Origin of the sequence: Actibacterium ureilyticum (assembly GCF_002285435.1) — a bacterium.
In the GTDB taxonomy this organism is placed as follows: Bacteria; Pseudomonadota; Alphaproteobacteria; order Rhodobacterales; family Rhodobacteraceae; genus Actibacterium_C; species Actibacterium_C ureilyticum.
The window spans coordinates 1,238,774-1,253,214 of the sequence record NZ_NSBT01000037.1 but is presented as its reverse complement, the minus strand read 5'-3'; the positions used below and the strand labels follow the sequence as shown (position 1 = coordinate 1,253,214).

The 14,441-nt window shown below is 66.5% G+C and carries 12 protein-coding genes; 6 read left to right on the top strand and 6 right to left on the bottom strand.

Annotation, left to right across the window (positions count from 1 at the left end):
* Positions 1-232 precede the first annotated feature (232 nt).
* The gene (locus tag CLM60_RS19190; protein WP_095590670.1) at positions 233-1,156 is read left to right on the top strand and encodes a jacalin-like lectin; all 924 of its coding nucleotides are present in this window, start codon (positions 233-235) and stop codon (positions 1,154-1,156) included.
* A gap of 72 nt (positions 1,157-1,228) precedes the next feature.
* Here CLM60_RS19190 and CLM60_RS19185 read toward each other — a convergent pair whose 3' ends face one another.
* Entirely contained in the window at positions 1,229-2,530 is a 1,302-nt protein-coding gene (locus CLM60_RS19185; protein WP_095590669.1) for an NtaA/DmoA family FMN-dependent monooxygenase, read from the bottom strand.
* 22 nt (positions 2,531-2,552) lie between these two features.
* The gene (locus tag CLM60_RS19180) at positions 2,553-4,625 is read right to left on the bottom strand and encodes a TonB-dependent receptor (RefSeq protein ID WP_095590668.1); all 2,073 of its coding nucleotides are present in this window, start codon (positions 4,623-4,625) and stop codon (positions 2,553-2,555) included.
* Positions 4,626-4,817: 192 nt separating this feature from the next.
* On the opposite strand from CLM60_RS19180, the gene CLM60_RS19175 reads away from it, so the two are divergent.
* Positions 4,818-5,627: an IclR family transcriptional regulator gene (locus tag CLM60_RS19175; RefSeq protein ID WP_217983306.1), complete on the top strand. Its 810-nt coding sequence runs from the start codon at positions 4,818-4,820 to the stop codon at positions 5,625-5,627.
* Here CLM60_RS19175 and CLM60_RS19170 read toward each other — a convergent pair.
* Entirely contained in the window at positions 5,612-6,427 is an 816-nt protein-coding gene (locus CLM60_RS19170) for an ABC transporter ATP-binding protein (RefSeq protein ID WP_095590667.1), read from the bottom strand. The two genes, CLM60_RS19175 and CLM60_RS19170, sit on opposite strands and share 16 nt — an antisense overlap.
* A gap of 65 nt (positions 6,428-6,492) precedes the next feature.
* On the opposite strand from CLM60_RS19170, the gene CLM60_RS19165 reads away from it, so the two are divergent.
* Genes CLM60_RS19165 through CLM60_RS19150 form a run of 4 tightly spaced genes read left to right on the top strand, consistent with a single transcriptional unit; the run spans position 6,493 to position 10,402 of the window.
* The gene (locus CLM60_RS19165; RefSeq protein WP_245848493.1) at positions 6,493-7,449 is read left to right on the top strand and encodes a siderophore-interacting protein; all 957 of its coding nucleotides are present in this window, start codon (positions 6,493-6,495) and stop codon (positions 7,447-7,449) included.
* Entirely contained in the window at positions 7,446-8,378 is a 933-nt protein-coding gene (gene fepB / locus CLM60_RS19160; RefSeq protein ID WP_095590666.1) for a Fe2+-enterobactin ABC transporter substrate-binding protein, read from the top strand. Before CLM60_RS19165 ends, fepB begins: the two co-directional genes overlap by 4 nt.
* Before the next feature lie 15 nt (positions 8,379-8,393).
* A complete protein-coding gene (locus CLM60_RS19155; RefSeq protein WP_095590665.1) occupies positions 8,394-9,374 on the top strand; it encodes a FecCD family ABC transporter permease in 981 nt (326 codons plus the stop codon).
* Complete coding sequence (locus CLM60_RS19150; protein ID WP_095590664.1) at positions 9,371-10,402, top strand: FecCD family ABC transporter permease; 1,032 nt, start codon at positions 9,371-9,373, stop codon at positions 10,400-10,402. The genes CLM60_RS19155 and CLM60_RS19150 overlap by 4 nt, the downstream gene beginning before the upstream one ends.
* Before the next feature lie 16 nt (positions 10,403-10,418).
* Here the strand turns inward: CLM60_RS19150 and CLM60_RS19145 are convergent, their stop codons facing one another.
* The 3 genes from CLM60_RS19145 to CLM60_RS19135 form a co-directional block, all read right to left on the bottom strand.
* On the bottom strand, positions 10,419-12,383 hold the full coding sequence (locus tag CLM60_RS19145; protein ID WP_095590663.1) for an ABC transporter permease: 1,965 nt from the start codon (positions 12,381-12,383) through the stop codon (positions 10,419-10,421).
* Positions 12,383-13,402 carry a quaternary amine ABC transporter ATP-binding protein gene (locus tag CLM60_RS19140; protein ID WP_095590662.1) on the bottom strand — a complete coding sequence of 340 codons (1,020 nt, stop codon included), beginning with the start codon at positions 13,400-13,402 and terminating at the stop codon, positions 12,383-12,385. The genes CLM60_RS19145 and CLM60_RS19140 overlap by 1 nt, the downstream gene beginning before the upstream one ends.
* 70 nt (positions 13,403-13,472) lie before the next feature.
* Positions 13,473-14,414 carry an ABC transporter substrate-binding protein gene (locus CLM60_RS19135; protein WP_095590794.1) on the bottom strand — a complete coding sequence of 314 codons (942 nt, stop codon included), beginning with the start codon at positions 14,412-14,414 and terminating at the stop codon, positions 13,473-13,475.
* Between the last annotated feature and the right edge of the window lie 27 nt (positions 14,415-14,441).

Below are 14,441 nucleotides of genomic sequence, written 5' to 3'. Positions count from 1 at the left end.
GTCGCGGTCATTCTTGCCCGAAATTCCGGCGGGAACACAGGGCTAATCGATCTGTCGAGGGGGGCGGTGGCGCCTACACGTGGTGGGGCGGGGGTCCCGGAGGTCATTTGCAAAATAACTCGCCTTTAGCGCGAATAATTCCGCATCGCGAAACGTCATCTGATCACAAGGCCGGTGCAATGCCGGTCCTGATGAACCCTGAACCGCATTACAGCAAACGGATTGTATCAAGATGACTATTCAGACAATTGCCATTGGTGGCGATCACGGCACCGATTTCGACATTCAGGCCGTCCGCTCGATCGGGTTTCGCGCCAGCAATATGGTCGAGGCCGTCCTGTTGAACGGCTCGCGCCATGGCGACAAGCAGGGCAGCGAAAGCCTGGTTTTGGACCTGCAGCAGGATGAATACATCAACAAGCTGGTCGTGCACGAAGGCTATCACAAGAAACGCAAGGAACGGCGGATCTATGGTGTCGATCTGACCACCAGCCTGGGGCGTGGCCTGCGGGTTGGGACGCTGAACGACAAGACCGCGAAAGTCACCAAGCTGGAAGGCGTGCGCATCCTGGGGCTGGGCGGCAATGTGGGCCATATGCTGTTCAAACTGCGGGCGCGCTATATCGCCGATTACACGGAATCGGCCCTGATCGAAAGCGGCGCCATCGCCGTGACCAGCGTCATTCCGCAGGGCCAGACATTCGAAAGCTTCGAATCCAGCCGGGTGTCGAAGATGAACGCCTCGCGCACCTTCCTGGAAACCGTGACCAGCATCGAACACACCACCGAAAGCAGCGCCGCCGTGGGTGAATTCACCGCCAAGGCCAGCATGACCTTCGGGCTGAGCGTGACCACGCAATCTGAGTTCAGCAAGCAGGTCGAGACCGAGACGGTCAACAGCGAACGCATGACCTATGCGCCGCCGGCGGGCCATGTCGGGCTGGAGGTCGTGCGCATGGATGTCTTCCGCGCCAGCGACGGGACGGTCTGGTTCTTTCCCACGTCCGAGCCGTCGATCGTTTCGGCGGCGGTGTCGGGCGACGCGGTGATCCAGGATGACCTGTATGACATGACCGGCACGCTGCCGCTGCACCTGCCCTATATGGCCCAGAAATGCTATGGCTATGAACGGTTCGCGGCATTGCAGCCCGCCTGATCGCCAAACTGCGACCACCTGGAAGGGCCCGCCCGTGATGGCGGGTCTTTTTATGCGCGGGGCAGGGGGGCGTCAATCCGACAGGTGATCGGCCAGCGTGTCCCCGTGATAGCGGCTGCGGAACAGACCGGCCTGCGCCAGGCGTGGTATCAGCTGGCCCAGAACCCGCTCCATACAGTCCCAGGAACCGCCGGGCACGGCCACGAAACCGTCGATGGCGCCCGCGTCGAACCAGTCCGCGATGATGGCAAGCGCATCGTCGACGGTGCCGATCACCTGCCAGTGGACGGACGCCAGAACCTCTGGCCGCGCCAGCAGATCCGCGACGGTGGGCGTGTCGCTGGCAATCAGCGCGTGCAGGATGTCGCGATGTGCGGGCAGGCGGGGCTGGTGATCGGCGGGCAGGTCCGCGACCGTGACCCGCGCATCGTCGCGCCAATCGCTCAGGTCCAGCCCCGTGGCGACGCGGACCCGTTCGATCCGCTGTTCGCGCGTGACGCGGGCCTGCGTCGCCAGGAACAGCGCGCGCGCCTCGTCCCGCGTTTCGGCCAGATAGAGGCTCAGCCCCGGCAGCAGCCGCACCGCGCCGGGCGCGCGCCCGGCCTGTTCCGCGGCGGCACCCAGCCGCGCGGATGTTTCCAGCGCGGTGGGTTTGTCCAGCGTCTGGCCGAACACCATATCGGCGATCTGGCCGGCCAGCGCGACCCCCCCCGGCGACGCCCCGGCCTGCATCACCGGGATGCGCGGGCCGGGATAGGTCGGGATGTTGAGCGGCCCGGCGATGTCGAAAACCGGGCCCGCGTGATCGGCGGGCCGGATCAGCGTCGTGTCGGCATAGCGGCCGGTTCCGGCATCCATCAGCAGCGCCTCGGCCGGGAAGCTGTCCCAGAGCGCCTGAACCGCCTGAACGTATTCCGCCGCGCGGGCATAGCGTTCCGCCGATGAGGGCATGTCCGACAGGCCGAAATTTTCATGCCCCGCCAGGGCGGTCACCACATTCCACCCCGCGCGGCCACGGCTCATCCAATGCAGCGACATCAGCTGCCGTGCAATCGTATAGGGATGGGTGAACGTGGTCGAAATCGTGGTGACCAGCCCGATCTGCGACGTTGCCTGAACCAGCGATGCCAGCATCAGGGTCGGGTCCAGGCTGGCAAAGCCAAAGCTTTGTTCCAGCGGCGCGACGGGCAGCGCGCTGGCATCCGGGCGAAAGACGAAATCCAGATGCGCAGCCTCGGCCCGCTGGGCGATGCGGGTCGCGAATTCCGACGAGAAGAGCCCTGCGATCCCGCTGTCCGGCCTGCGCCAGCCGTCGCCCGAAAGCCAGGTCGGGGCAAGCGACATGCCGATGCAAAGCTGTTCGTGCCGTTTCATCGCAACGCCCCCACCGCGCGGATTAGAACCGCCCTTCGATGCCGATCCCGATCATCCGGGGCGAGGTCATCGACGCCTGGGTGAACGGCACGGTACCGCGCGCGGCCTGTTTCAGGACCGGCGTGCGTTCGTCGAAGATGTTGTTGACGAAGCCGTAAAGCTGCACGCCGTCATTGATCGCATAGCTGGCGCGCAGATCGACCAGCGTATAGCCCCCGACCTGATAGATATCGCTGTTGGCGGTGTCGGAATAATAGCCATCGACATAGCGCATCTGTCCGCCCAGATTGAACCGATCCGTGACCGCCCAATCGGCGCCCAGCGTCAGGGTCCGCCCCGGCGCGCGGGCGAATTCATTGCCCTCGAACCCCGGTGCGTCGTCAAAGCCGGTGATCTCGGTCTCCAGCAGGCCAAGCCCGGCATTCAGCCGCAGCGCGTCGGTCGCCTGCCAGTCGGCGGCCAGCTCCAGCCCCCAGGCCTTGGCCTTGTCCGCATTGATCGTGTGGATATAGGTCGTGCCGCCCACGGTTTGCGTCACGTTGTACTGGTAATCGTCATAGGTAGCATGGAACAGGTTGCCGCTGACGAACAGCCGGTCGTTCAGCAGGCTGGCGCGGGTGAACAGCTCCAGATTGGTGACGGTCTCGGCATCGTAGTCTTCCCACTCTTTCGAAGACACGAAATCCAGCGAAACACCGCCGGGGTTGTACCCCTTGGACACAAGCGCCCCGACGGTCCAGTCGGGCGTCACGTCATAGGCCAGCGAGACCTTGGGCAGGATCTGTTCGAATGTCTCGTCATAGTCGAGATCGCTGTTGGCAAACAGTGGCGAGACCTCGCCGGTGCGCGTGATCTCGTCGCGCTGATAGCGCAGTCCGCCGGTCAGGGTCCAGCGCGGGGCAAAACGCCAGCTTGCCTCGCCATAAAGGCCAAGGTTGTGCTTTTCATCGGCAAAGGTCGATATGCCGCCCTGATCCAGGATGTCGTCCTGCGTGGTGCGCGCATAGTAAAGCCCGGCAACCCCGCTCAGCGTGTCGGCGGTGTCCCCGAAGGTCAGCGTTGTCTCGTTGCTCCAGTTCTCGCGCTCGATATCGGCGTCACCGGCCCCGGCCATGCCGACGCGCCGGTCGACATCCAGCGTGTTCCACTGGGTCTTGTTGTCCAGCTTGAACGTGCCGAAATCATAGCCCACATCCAGGATCGCGGTGTGCGATGTCTGATCCCAGCCGGGCATGAACATGGTGATGGAGTCCAGATCCTCGTAATCGGGCGAGGCCCCTTCGGAGCTGGGCGCGGTGCTGTCGGTGCGGCTATAGGTCAGCATGACCTCCAGCCCGTCGATCTCGGACGGGGCCCAAAGCAGCTTGGCCCGGCCGTTGAAGGTTTCGAAATCCTGGCCGATCTCGTTCTGGACAAAGGCGGTGCCGTTATAGTCGATGAAGGTATCGCGCGCGCTGTAGTCCAGCGCCAGACGCGCGGCGAAATCCGGCCCCAGTGGGGTGTTCAGCATCAGCGACCCGCGTCGCTGGCCATAATCGCCGAATTCCAGCCGATAGGCGCCCTCGCGTTCGAAGGTGGGATCGTTGGTGTTCACGACGATGGCGCCGCCGATGGCATTGGCACCTTGCGATGTGGTCTGGGGGCCGCGATAGACCTCGATGCTGCCCACGTCCCAGGCCGATGTCGCCCCGAAATAGAACGCGTTGTAATCCAGATACTGGCCATCCAGGTTGATCGTCGCCCGCGGCACCGTCCCGCCGAAGAACGCGTTTGCGCCGGTATGCGGCCCCTCGGAATTGTTGCCGCGAATGATCGGCGTGCTGACGTTTTCGGAATAGACCACGTTGGGCGTGCCCGCGATCACGGCCTGCACATTGGGTTTGCCCGCGTCTTCGCGTTCGATCCGCTCGCCGGTATAAAGCGTCACCGACGAGGCGGTGTCCTTCAGGTCGCGTTCGACCTTCTCGCCGGTGATGTAAAGCGCGCCCAGATCATAGGTCGGGCTGCCCTCTTGTGCCAGTGCGGGCGCCGCCGCGATGGTGATGGCCAGAAGGCTGGTGCCGCGCGTGAGCCGCGCGTGTGTGCTGCGTTGCATGAGGTCCCCCAAGGAGCATTGTCGAAGCCTTGGGCTGGCACAGGGGATTCCATGGCTGGCGGCGTTTATGTGTTTCGCATTGCATGACGCGTTCCTCATGTCAACAAGGCGCGTGCCATTCGCCGCCTTTACAGGCGCGGGCGCCGTCGCCTAATGTCGCCGCCAACACGGGCAAGGCGAAAGTCCCAGCAGATGACAGACACCGCAGAGACCGCCAGGCACAAATCCGATGCCGACGGGCCACGGCGCAGCAGCATGATCCAGTCGGTTTCGGTGGCGATCCGGTTTCTGGAATGCCTGGCGCGGGCCGATGGCCCCCTGCCGCTGGGCGAGCTTGCGCGCCGAACCGGCACCGGGCGGTCGACCGCCCACCGGTATCTTCAGACGTTGCTGAAGGACGGGATGGCGGTTCAGGACCCGCTCAGCAGCGCCTATGACCTTGGCCCCGGGGCGCTGTCGCTGGGGATTGCCGCCCTGCGCCGTGTCGATGCGGTGGAAATCGCGGGCGCGCAGATGCGGCAACTGGCTGAACGCCACGCGATGAGCGGCGGTGTGGCGATCTGGACCGATCGCGGGCCGGTGATGGTGCGCTGGTATCGCAGCGCGCAGTTCGCGATCAGCTCTGTCGGGTTGGGGGATGTCCTGCCGCTGGACAATTCGGCCTGTGGGCTGGTGTTCCAGTCCTGTTTGCCGCGGGCCCTGATCGAACAAGCGCGCGCCGTGCAGCCGCCCGAGTTTCGCGGCACGCCCCCCACACGCGCAACGTTGGACGCGATCCGCCGCGACCGCTGGGCAGAGCTGACAAGCCACCTTCTGTCGGGGGTGACGGGACAGGCGGCGCCGGTTCTGGATGCGCAGGGATCCGTGGCCTGTGTCCTGACCACGGTGACGGACCTGGGAAAGCTGCGCGCGCCGTCGGATCGCCATGCATTGCTGGATGTTGCGCGGGTCGTGAACCGGGCAACCGGCGGGCTGTCGGAACCCGATCAGCCCGAGATCTGAGCCGCTTCGCCCGCCGCATCCGGGCGGCCATGCGGGATCACCATCGGACGCCCGGTCAGCGGATCGGGCATCACCAGCGCCGCCAGGTCAAAAACCTGTCGCATCAGTTCGGCGGTGACGATCTGCGACGGCGCGCCCGCCGCAACCACCGCGCCATCGCGCATCGCCACAACATGATCGGCATAGCGAAACGCCAGGTTCAGTTCGTGCAGCACCGCGACAATGGTGCGCCCGGCGGCATTCAGCCGCGCCAGCATCTCCAGCAGGTCGACCTGGTGGACGATGTCCAGAAAGGTCGTCGGCTCGTCCAGCAGCAGGATCGGGGTCTCTTGCGCCAGCGCCATGGCGATCCAGACCCGCTGCCGCTGCCCGCCGGACAGGTCCGCAAGCGGCCGGTCGGCAAGGTGGCTGGTGCCGGTATCGGCCAGGGCGCGGTCCACGGCCAGCGCATCCTGTGGCGACCATTGCCGCAGAAACCGCTGATGGGGAAATCGCCCGCGCGCCACCAGATCGGCCACGGTAATCCCGTCTGGCGCGAACGGGCTTTGCGGCAACAGCCCCAGCCGCCGCGCCACCTCGCGCGAGGGCAGGCGGCTGATCGCCTTGCCATCCAGCGTGACCTGACCGCTTTGCGGCGGCATCAGCCGCGCCAGCGCGCGCAGCAGGGTGGATTTGCCACAGGCGTTCGGGCCGACAATGGCGGTGAAGGCGCCATCGGGGATGTCCAGCGACAGCGCCCGTGAAATCACGCGGTCGTCGTAACGCAGGGTCACGTCCTGGGCGCTCAAACGGTTTGTCATGGTGGCTCCATGCCGGTTTCGGGCGGATGGCCTCCCGTATTGCATCGTGGAACGCGCTATGCAATATGAACGCAGCCACTCGGGGCCTTGTCCTGCAAGCAGCCAGCCAGATCAACCATGACCGGACCTTTGACACAGGTCCCGATGGAAAGCCCGAGATGGAACAGCACACGCACCGGGTCGAGGACCGCAAAGCCATCCTCGATCAGAAGGACCACATGCGCGACATGCAGCGCACGACGCTGGATGTGACCGGCATTTCCAGCCCCTATCCGTCGATTGCGCGGGTGACGGGCCGCGTCGATACAAGCGATCCGCAGCAATGGACGGTACCGAACCTGGCCGTCCGGATCGAGGTCGATGACCTTGCCGCGGCCCGCCCGCTCAGCCGGATCTATACCATCCGCCATTTCGATCCGACCCGGCGCGAGGTCGAGATCGACGTCGTCCTGCATGACGATGACAGCCCCGCGATGCGCTGGCTGCGCGATCTGCGCGTGGGTGACCGCGTGTGGATGACCGGGCCGCGCACCCATTTCGTGCCGCCATTCACCCCCGGCAAGCGCGCGGCGCTTTTCGCCGACGACACCGCGATTCCGGCGGTGTTTTCGATCCTGCGGGCCTGGCCCCAGGGTGTGCCCGGCGCGATCTGGGTCGAGGGCTGCGACCGCGCGGCGATGGACGCCCTGCCCAGGGTGCCGGGGGTCGCGCGCCATTTCATGCTGCGCGACGCGGCCATGGCGGCGGGCACAACGGGGCGGCTCTTTGCCGCTGCCGCCAGCGCCATCACCTCCCCCCAGGACTGGACGATCTGGGCGGCGGGCGAGCGCAGCGAGATGCGGCTTCTGCGGACCCATTTCCGCAAGCTTGGCCTGCCGCCCGCGGCGCTTCAGGTGACCGGGTACTGGAAACACGGCATGTGCAGCACGGAATTGGACCGCCAGCGCCTGGCCGCATACGAGGCCGCCCGCGCCGAGGGCTTGACCCTGGAGGACATGATGGACCGCGACGAGGCCGTATGAAAACGCTTCTTTCCCTGCTGCTGCTTGCCGCGACCCCGCTTGCCGCGGACGAGGGCTGGCCGCGCAGCATCGACCACGCGACCGGCACCCTGACGCTGGACGCCCCGCCGCAGCGCATCGTGTCGACCTCGCCCAGCCTGACCGGCACGCTTCTGGCCATCGGGGCGCCGGTTGCGGCCACCGCATCGGCCGCCGACGGTCCGCTGACCGACGATGACGGGTTTTTCACCCAATGGGCAGATGTGGCGCATGACCACGGGGTGGTGCCGCTCTATCGCGATCTGGAATTCGATATCGAGGCGCTGATCCTGGCCGAACCCGATCTGGTCGTCATTTCGGAAACCGGCGGCGACAGCGTTCTGCCCTTCGCCCCCGAGATCGCGGCGATGGGCTATCCGGTGCTGATACTGAACTATGGCGTGAATCCGTGGGAGGATCTGGCCGCGACGCTGGCACGCGTCACCGGGCAAGAGGATCAGGCCCGTGCGGTCGTGCAGGATTTCACCGACCATGCCCATGCCGCCGCTGAACGCATCGCCCATCCCGCGGGCAGCGTCAGCATCGTGTCCTATAATTTCTTCGGCACCTATGGGGTCAGCAAACCCATCAGCGCCCAGGCCCGTGTGTTGGCCGAGATGGGCTTTACCGTCACCGGCATTCCGCCCGAAATGTCGGGTGCCGTGCAGCAATCGCGCGAGTTCGATTTCATCTCGCACGAGAATCTGCCCGCCGCGATCACCGGCGACAGCATCTTCCTGTTGGCCGCGGATGCCGACGATATCGGCACGTTCATGGCGGACCCGGTGCTGGCCAATCTGCCAGCGGTCAGGGACGGGCGGGTCTATGCCCTGGGGCCCAGTTCCTTTCGTGTGGATTACTATTCCGGCCGACAGATGATCGATACCGTCGTCGCGCAACTGGCCGAGTAACCCGCCGTGCTGCGCATGGGCCTGATGGCGCTGGCCGCGTTGGCGGTTCTGGCGGTGCTGAGCTTGGCGGTCGGGTCGCGGCCCGTGCCGCCGGTGCAGGTTCTGGGCGCCTTCACATCCTATGACCCCGGCAATGACCTGCATCTGGTGGTGCGCGAATTGCGGCTGCCGCGCACCGTGCTTGCGGTGGGGGCGGGGGCCGCGCTGGGCCTGGCGGGGGCATTGATGCAGGCGCTGACGCGCAATCCGCTGGCCGAGCCGGGCCTTCTGGGTGTCAATTCCGGCGCCGCGCTTGCGGTTGTGATTGGCGCCATGGCCTTTGGGCTGAGCGGGATCTTGCAATATATCTGGTGCGCCATCGCGGGCGCGGGGCTGGCCGGGGCGGCGGTGTTTTTCCTGGGCCGGGCGCATCGCAGCGGGACCGATCCGGTCCGGCTGATCCTGGCCGGTGCGGGGCTTTCGGTGGCGCTGGGCTCGGCCTCGGGGCTGTTGATCCTGAATGCCGGGCCGGATGTGCTGGACATTTTCCGCAACTGGGGCGCCGGCGCGCTGGAGGGGCGCGGCCTGACGGTGGGGATGGTGATGCTGGCGGCGCTGTTGGCGGGCGGGGTGTTGTCCGTGCTGCTGGCCCCGGCGCTGGATGCGCTGGCGCTGGGCCAGGATCTGGGCCGGGTGCTTGGCCTGGACCCCCGGCGGGTTTGGGGGCTGGGCTGTCTTTCGGTCATGACCCTGGCGGGCGCGGCCACCGCTGCGGCCGGGCCCATCGCCTTTGTGGGGCTGGTGGCGCCCCATGTCGCGCGGGCCTGTGTCGGGCCACGCAGCGTGCGGGCGCTGCCGCTGTCGGCGCTGGCCGGCGCGGTCCTGTTGCTGGTGTCGGACATCGCGGGGCGGGTCGTGGTCGCCCCGAACGAGCTGGCCGCCGGGATCGTCGCCACCTTGCTGGGCGGGCCGTTCTTCATCCATGTGGTGCGGCGCTTCAACCTGGCGCGCCCATGAGACCCCCGGGTGTGAACCTGCTGCGGATCGGGGGGCTGAGCCTGCTTTGGCGTCCCCGCGCGCTGGTGGTGGGGGCGGGGCTTCTGGTGCTGGTGCTTGGCCTGTCGATCCAGCTGTTGGGGACGGGGCGGCTGGCGCTTTCGCTGCCCGAAATCGCGGGTGCCCTGCTGGGCGATGGCGACACGGTCGCGGCGCGGATCCTTGGCCGGGTGCGGTTGCCGCGCGTGCTGACGGCGGCGGGTGTGGGGGCCGCGCTGGGCATGGCGGGCGCGGTTTTCCAGTCGCTCTCGCGCAACCCGCTGGGCTCGCCCGATGTGATCGGCTTTACCACCGGGGCGGCGACGGGGGCGGTGGTTCAGATCGTGCTGGGCAGCCTTGATCCGCTGCGCACGGCGCTGACCGCCGTGGGGTCGGGGCTGGCGGCGGCGCTGGCGGTTCTGTTGCTGGCGCGGCGGGGCCGGGCAGCGGGGGCAGGGTACCGGCTGGTGCTGGTCGGCATCGGGGCCGGGGCGTTTCTGGGCGGTATCAACACGATGCTTCTGGCCATGGGCGAGATCGACATGGTGACCGCCGCGCAGGTCTGGCTGGCGGGGTCGCTGGCGGCGCGCAACTGGGATCATGTGGCGACCGTCGGCGTTGGGCTGGCGCTGTTCGCGCCGGTGGTTCTGGGGATGGCGCGGGATCTGTCGATGATCGAAATGGGCGAGGATATGGCGCGCCAGCTGGGCGTGCCGGTTGCCCGGCGCCGTGCGGTTCTGGTGCTGGCGGCGGTGGGGCTCAGCTCGATCGGGACGGCGGCGACCGGGCCCATCGCCTTTGTCGCGCTGGCCGCGCCGCAACTGGCACGCTGGATGACCCGCTCGCCGGATGTGCCGCTTTTGTCGGCGGCGCTGACCGGTGCGGCGCTGCTGATGGGCGCCGATCTGCTGAGCCAGTCCGCCCCGTTGGGCGCGGTCCTGCCCGTGGGGTTGACGACCGGCTTCATCGGCGGGCTGTACCTGTTGGCGGTGATGATGCGCAAAGGATGACGCGGGCGCGAGGCCCTCAGCCCAGCCCCAGCTGCCGTTTGCGCGCGGCCGCCCAGTTCAGGATCGTCAGATCGAAGGTCAGCGCCATCAGCGACACACAGATGCCCAGCACGAAATTCTTGCCCAGATCGGTGCCCGCCAGGGTGCGCTGCAATTCCTGTCCCAGATCCTGCGTCCCGATGAAGGCCGCGATAATGACCATGAAGAACGCGAACATGATGGCCTGGTTGAACCCCACCGCCATGGTCGGCAGCGCCAGCGGAAGCTGGACCTTTACCAGCTTTTGCCACCTTGTGGCGCCGGACATGTCGGCGGCCTCCATCACCTCGGGCGGGACGGTGCGCAGCCCTTCGATCGTATAACGGACCAGCGGCACCATCGCGAAGATCAGGATCGAGAAGATGACCGCGATATCGGTGATGCCGAACAGCATGATCGCGGGGATCAGATAGACGAAGCTGGGAAAGGTCTGGGCCGTGTCGCAGATCAGCAGCACCCGGTTCGACCACCGCGCGGACCGCGCCGCCAGCACCGCGACCGGCAGGCCGATCAGCATCGCCAGCGCCACCGCCGAGATCACCGAATAAAGCGTGATCACCGACCGGTCCCACCACCCCGACAGCGCCACGAGCGCAAAGAACAGCCCCGCGATCACCGCCTGCCGGCGCCCGCCCAGCCACCAGGCAAAGGCCGCGATCAGCAGGATGAAGGCCGGCGTCGGGATCCACAGCAGACAGTTGCGGAACGGGATCAGCACCTGCACATTCAGAAACGCCCGCAGGAACCCGGTCGTCGCCTTGACCCAGCCGATATTCAGAAAGGCCTTGATCGCGGTGTCGATCTCCTTGCCCATGCTCAGGCTTTGCCGACGGCCGATTTCGGCGGCCAGGTCGACGAATTGCGCGACGATGCAGAACAGGACGAACAGCCCCAGACCGGCCAGAAGCGCGAAATGCCGCCGCCAGAACGGCGTGCCGCGTTCGTGATGCATGGGCTGGCGCGCGACCCAGGCCTTGGACATGCGGTCCAGCGTCACCGCCAGCAGGACGATGGTCACGCCGATCTCGAACGAGCGGCCCAGCTTGAAACTGCCCATCATCGCCAACAGCTTGGCCCCAAGCCCCGGCATGCCGATGAACGCGGTCAGCACCACCATGGCCAGGCAGAGCATGATCACCTGGTTGATGCCCACCAGGATCTCGGTCCTGGCCGCGGGCAGGTAGACATGGCGCAGAAGTTGCAGCCGCGTGCAGCCGCTCATCTGCCCGGCCTCGACGATTTCGGGGCTGACCTTTTGCAGGCCCAGCGTCGTCATCAGGATCATCGGCGGGATGGCATAGATCGTGGTGGCGACCGCCCCGGCGGTCGGCCCGACCTTGAAGAAGATCACCGCCGGCAGAAGATAGGTGAAGAAGGGCAGGGTTTGCAGCACCGACAGGATCGGCTTCAGCGCGCGGTCGATCCAGGCGTATTTCCATGCCGCGATCCCAAGCAGCAGCCCGATGGCAAAGGCCGCAGGCGCGGCGATCACAAGCACCGACATGGTCTGCATCGCGATGTCCCACTGGCCCACCAGCGCGGTCCAGGCGAATGTCCCGCCCGCCAGCGCCGCCAGCTTCCAGCCGCCCAGGTGATAGCCCAGCACCGTGGCCGCCGCGGCGATGGCGGTCCAGGGGATCGGGCCGATCCCGGGCCAGCGCCGCTTGCCGAACAGCAGATTGGCGGTCACATCCAGCATCCATTGTAGCGGCTCGGTCAGCCAGCGGGTCAGCGCCAGAAGCCCCAAATCGTCCTTGACGAAGTTGAACAGCGCATCCAGCCAGACCGCCAGATCCGGCACCCGTTCCGGCGGCAGTCTGTGCAGCGCGGCGGGCAACAGCCCGGCATAATGCAACAGCATCAGCGCCCCCGCCGCCCCGGTCAGGGCCAGCGCGCCGCGGCGCCGCGCGGTCTGTGTCGTCTGCGCGGGCAAGTGCGCCATCAGCGCGCCCCGACCAGAATGCCAAGCGCCTCGTCCCGGCGGATGGCGCCCACGGGGCGGCCCGCGCGTTCGACGGGGATCGTGCTGCGCTGATCCTGGATCAGCAGCCTGGCCAGATCGTGGACCGAGGCGTCCGCATCCACCGCCGCGCCTTCGGCGCGCAGCGCGGGATCGGCCAGCGTACCGGCATGAACCACCCGCGCCTTGTCGATATCTTCGGTGAATTTGCGGACATATTCGGTGGCCGGGTTCAGCACGATCTGGTCCGGCGTGGCGCATTGTTCGATGGCGCCGTCCTTCATGATGGCGATCCGGTCCGCCAGGCGCAGCGCCTCGTCGAAATCATGGGTGATGAAGACGATGGTCTTGTGCAGCATCTTCTGCAGGCGCAGGAATTCGTTCTGCATCTCGCGGCGAATAAGCGGGTCCAGCGCCGAAAACGGCTCGTCCAGAAACCAGATGTCGGGCTCGATCGCCAGGCTGCGGGCAATGCCGACGCGCTGTTGCTGGCCGCCCGACAATTCACGGGGGAAATAGTCCTCGCGCCCCTCCAGCCCGACCAGCCGGATCACTTCCAGCGCGCGTTCGCGGCGCGCATGCCGGTCCTGGCCGCGCATTTCCAGCGGAAAGGCCACGTTGTCCAGAACCGTGCGATGCGGCAGTAGGCCAAAGCTTTGGAACACCATGCCCATCTTGCTGCGGCGCAGGTCGATCAGCGCGCGTTCCGACAGTGACCCGATATCGGTGCCGTCGACCTCGATCGTGCCGCCGGTGATGTCGTGCAGCCGCGAAAAGCATCGCACCAGCGTCGATTTTCCCGACCCCGACAGGCCCATGATGACCAGCATCTCGCCGCGTCCGACGGTGATCGACACATCGCGGACACCGGCGATATAGCCGTCGGCGCGGATCTCGTCGAAGCTGCGGCCGGCGGGCAGCGACCGCAGATAGGCCTCGGGCGCCTTGCCGAAGATCTTCCAGACGTTGCGTGCGGCGATGACAGGGGGGTTGGCGGCCATGATGCGAAGATCCCGTTTGCTGGCACCCGCCCGACGGATGCCGGGCGGGGGTTTCGTGGATGAGGGGCGATCAGTTCAGCCAGCCGCTCCAGACATCCTGGTTCTCCTCCAGCCAGACCTCGGCGGCCTCTTCGGGTTCCATCTCGTCGACATCGACCAGCTTGGCCATCTCGGCGATCTGCGGGTTGGTGAAGCTGATCTTTTCCAGCACCGCATAGGCGGCGGGCCATTTTTCCGCCATCCCGTCCCAGGCGGCCTTTTTCAGATAGCCCTTGGCCGGGTTGCCGCAGTCGTAAAGCGCATCGGGGTTCGGCCCCACGGCGGGGTCCTTGTCACAGCCATCGACCCATTCGGGGAATTCCACGAACTCGCCCGGCCAGACGGCTTCGGCGAAATTCGGGGTCCAGTTGAAGACCACCACCGGGCGCTTGTCGGCTTCGGCCGCGCCGATCTCGGCCCAAAGCGCCGCCGCCGAGCCCGCGTTGACCACAACGAAATCCATCCCCAGCGCCTCGACCCGTTCCTGGCCGTGTTTCAGCCAGTCGACCGGGCCATCCAGATACCGGCCCTTGTCGCCGGTTTCGGCGGTGGCGAACAGCGCGGCGCAGTCGTTCAGCGCCTCCCACGAGGGCAGGCCGGGGCAGGCCTCTTTCGTCCACATCGGGTACCACCAATCCTCGCGCGTGACGGCATCGTGATCGCCCACATCGACAATCCCGCCCTTTTCCATCGCTGCCCTGAACGAGGCGCCGAACGCGCCTTCCCAGACCTCGAGCTCAAGCGTCACGTCGCCCAGACGCACCGATTCATAGACCGCCTGGCTGTCGGTGGTCACATATTCGACGCTGTTGCCCATGCTTTCGAAAATCTGCCCGACGACATTCGACATCACGATCTGGCTGGACCAGTTGTGAATCGGAATGACGATCGGATCGTCGCTGTCCTGTGCCGCGGCGCCCAGCGGCACAAGCGCGATGGCCGCGGCGAAAAGGGCGGTGGTGGATGTCTTCATGTCATAGCTCCCGTTGATGCGCATGCA

Bases quoted from the DNA above. Each gene is read 5' to 3' on its own strand.
- CLM60_RS19180 (WP_095590668.1), bottom strand. From the start codon at position 4,625: ATGCAACGCAGCACACACGCGCGGCTCACGCGCGGCACCAGCCTTCTG.
- CLM60_RS19155 (WP_095590665.1), top strand. From the start codon at position 8,394: ATGGGCCTGATGGCGCTGGCCGCGTTGGCGGTTCTGGCGGTGCTGAGC.
- CLM60_RS19165 (WP_245848493.1), top strand. From the start codon at position 6,493: ATGAACGCAGCCACTCGGGGCCTTGTCCTGCAAGCAGCCAGCCAGATC.
- CLM60_RS19140 (WP_095590662.1), bottom strand. From the start codon at position 13,402: ATGGCCGCCAACCCCCCTGTCATCGCCGCACGCAACGTCTGGAAGATC.
- CLM60_RS19135 (WP_095590794.1), bottom strand. From the start codon at position 14,414: ATGAAGACATCCACCACCGCCCTTTTCGCCGCGGCCATCGCGCTTGTG.
- CLM60_RS19190 (WP_095590670.1), top strand. From the start codon at position 233: ATGACTATTCAGACAATTGCCATTGGTGGCGATCACGGCACCGATTTC.
- fepB (WP_095590666.1), top strand. From the start codon at position 7,446: ATGAAAACGCTTCTTTCCCTGCTGCTGCTTGCCGCGACCCCGCTTGCC.
- CLM60_RS19145 (WP_095590663.1), bottom strand. From the start codon at position 12,383: ATGGCGCACTTGCCCGCGCAGACGACACAGACCGCGCGGCGCCGCGGC.
- CLM60_RS19185 (WP_095590669.1), bottom strand. From the start codon at position 2,530: ATGAAACGGCACGAACAGCTTTGCATCGGCATGTCGCTTGCCCCGACC.
- CLM60_RS19170 (WP_095590667.1), bottom strand. From the start codon at position 6,427: ATGACAAACCGTTTGAGCGCCCAGGACGTGACCCTGCGTTACGACGAC.
- CLM60_RS19175 (WP_217983306.1), top strand. From the start codon at position 4,818: ATGACAGACACCGCAGAGACCGCCAGGCACAAATCCGATGCCGACGGG.
- CLM60_RS19150 (WP_095590664.1), top strand. From the start codon at position 9,371: ATGAGACCCCCGGGTGTGAACCTGCTGCGGATCGGGGGGCTGAGCCTG.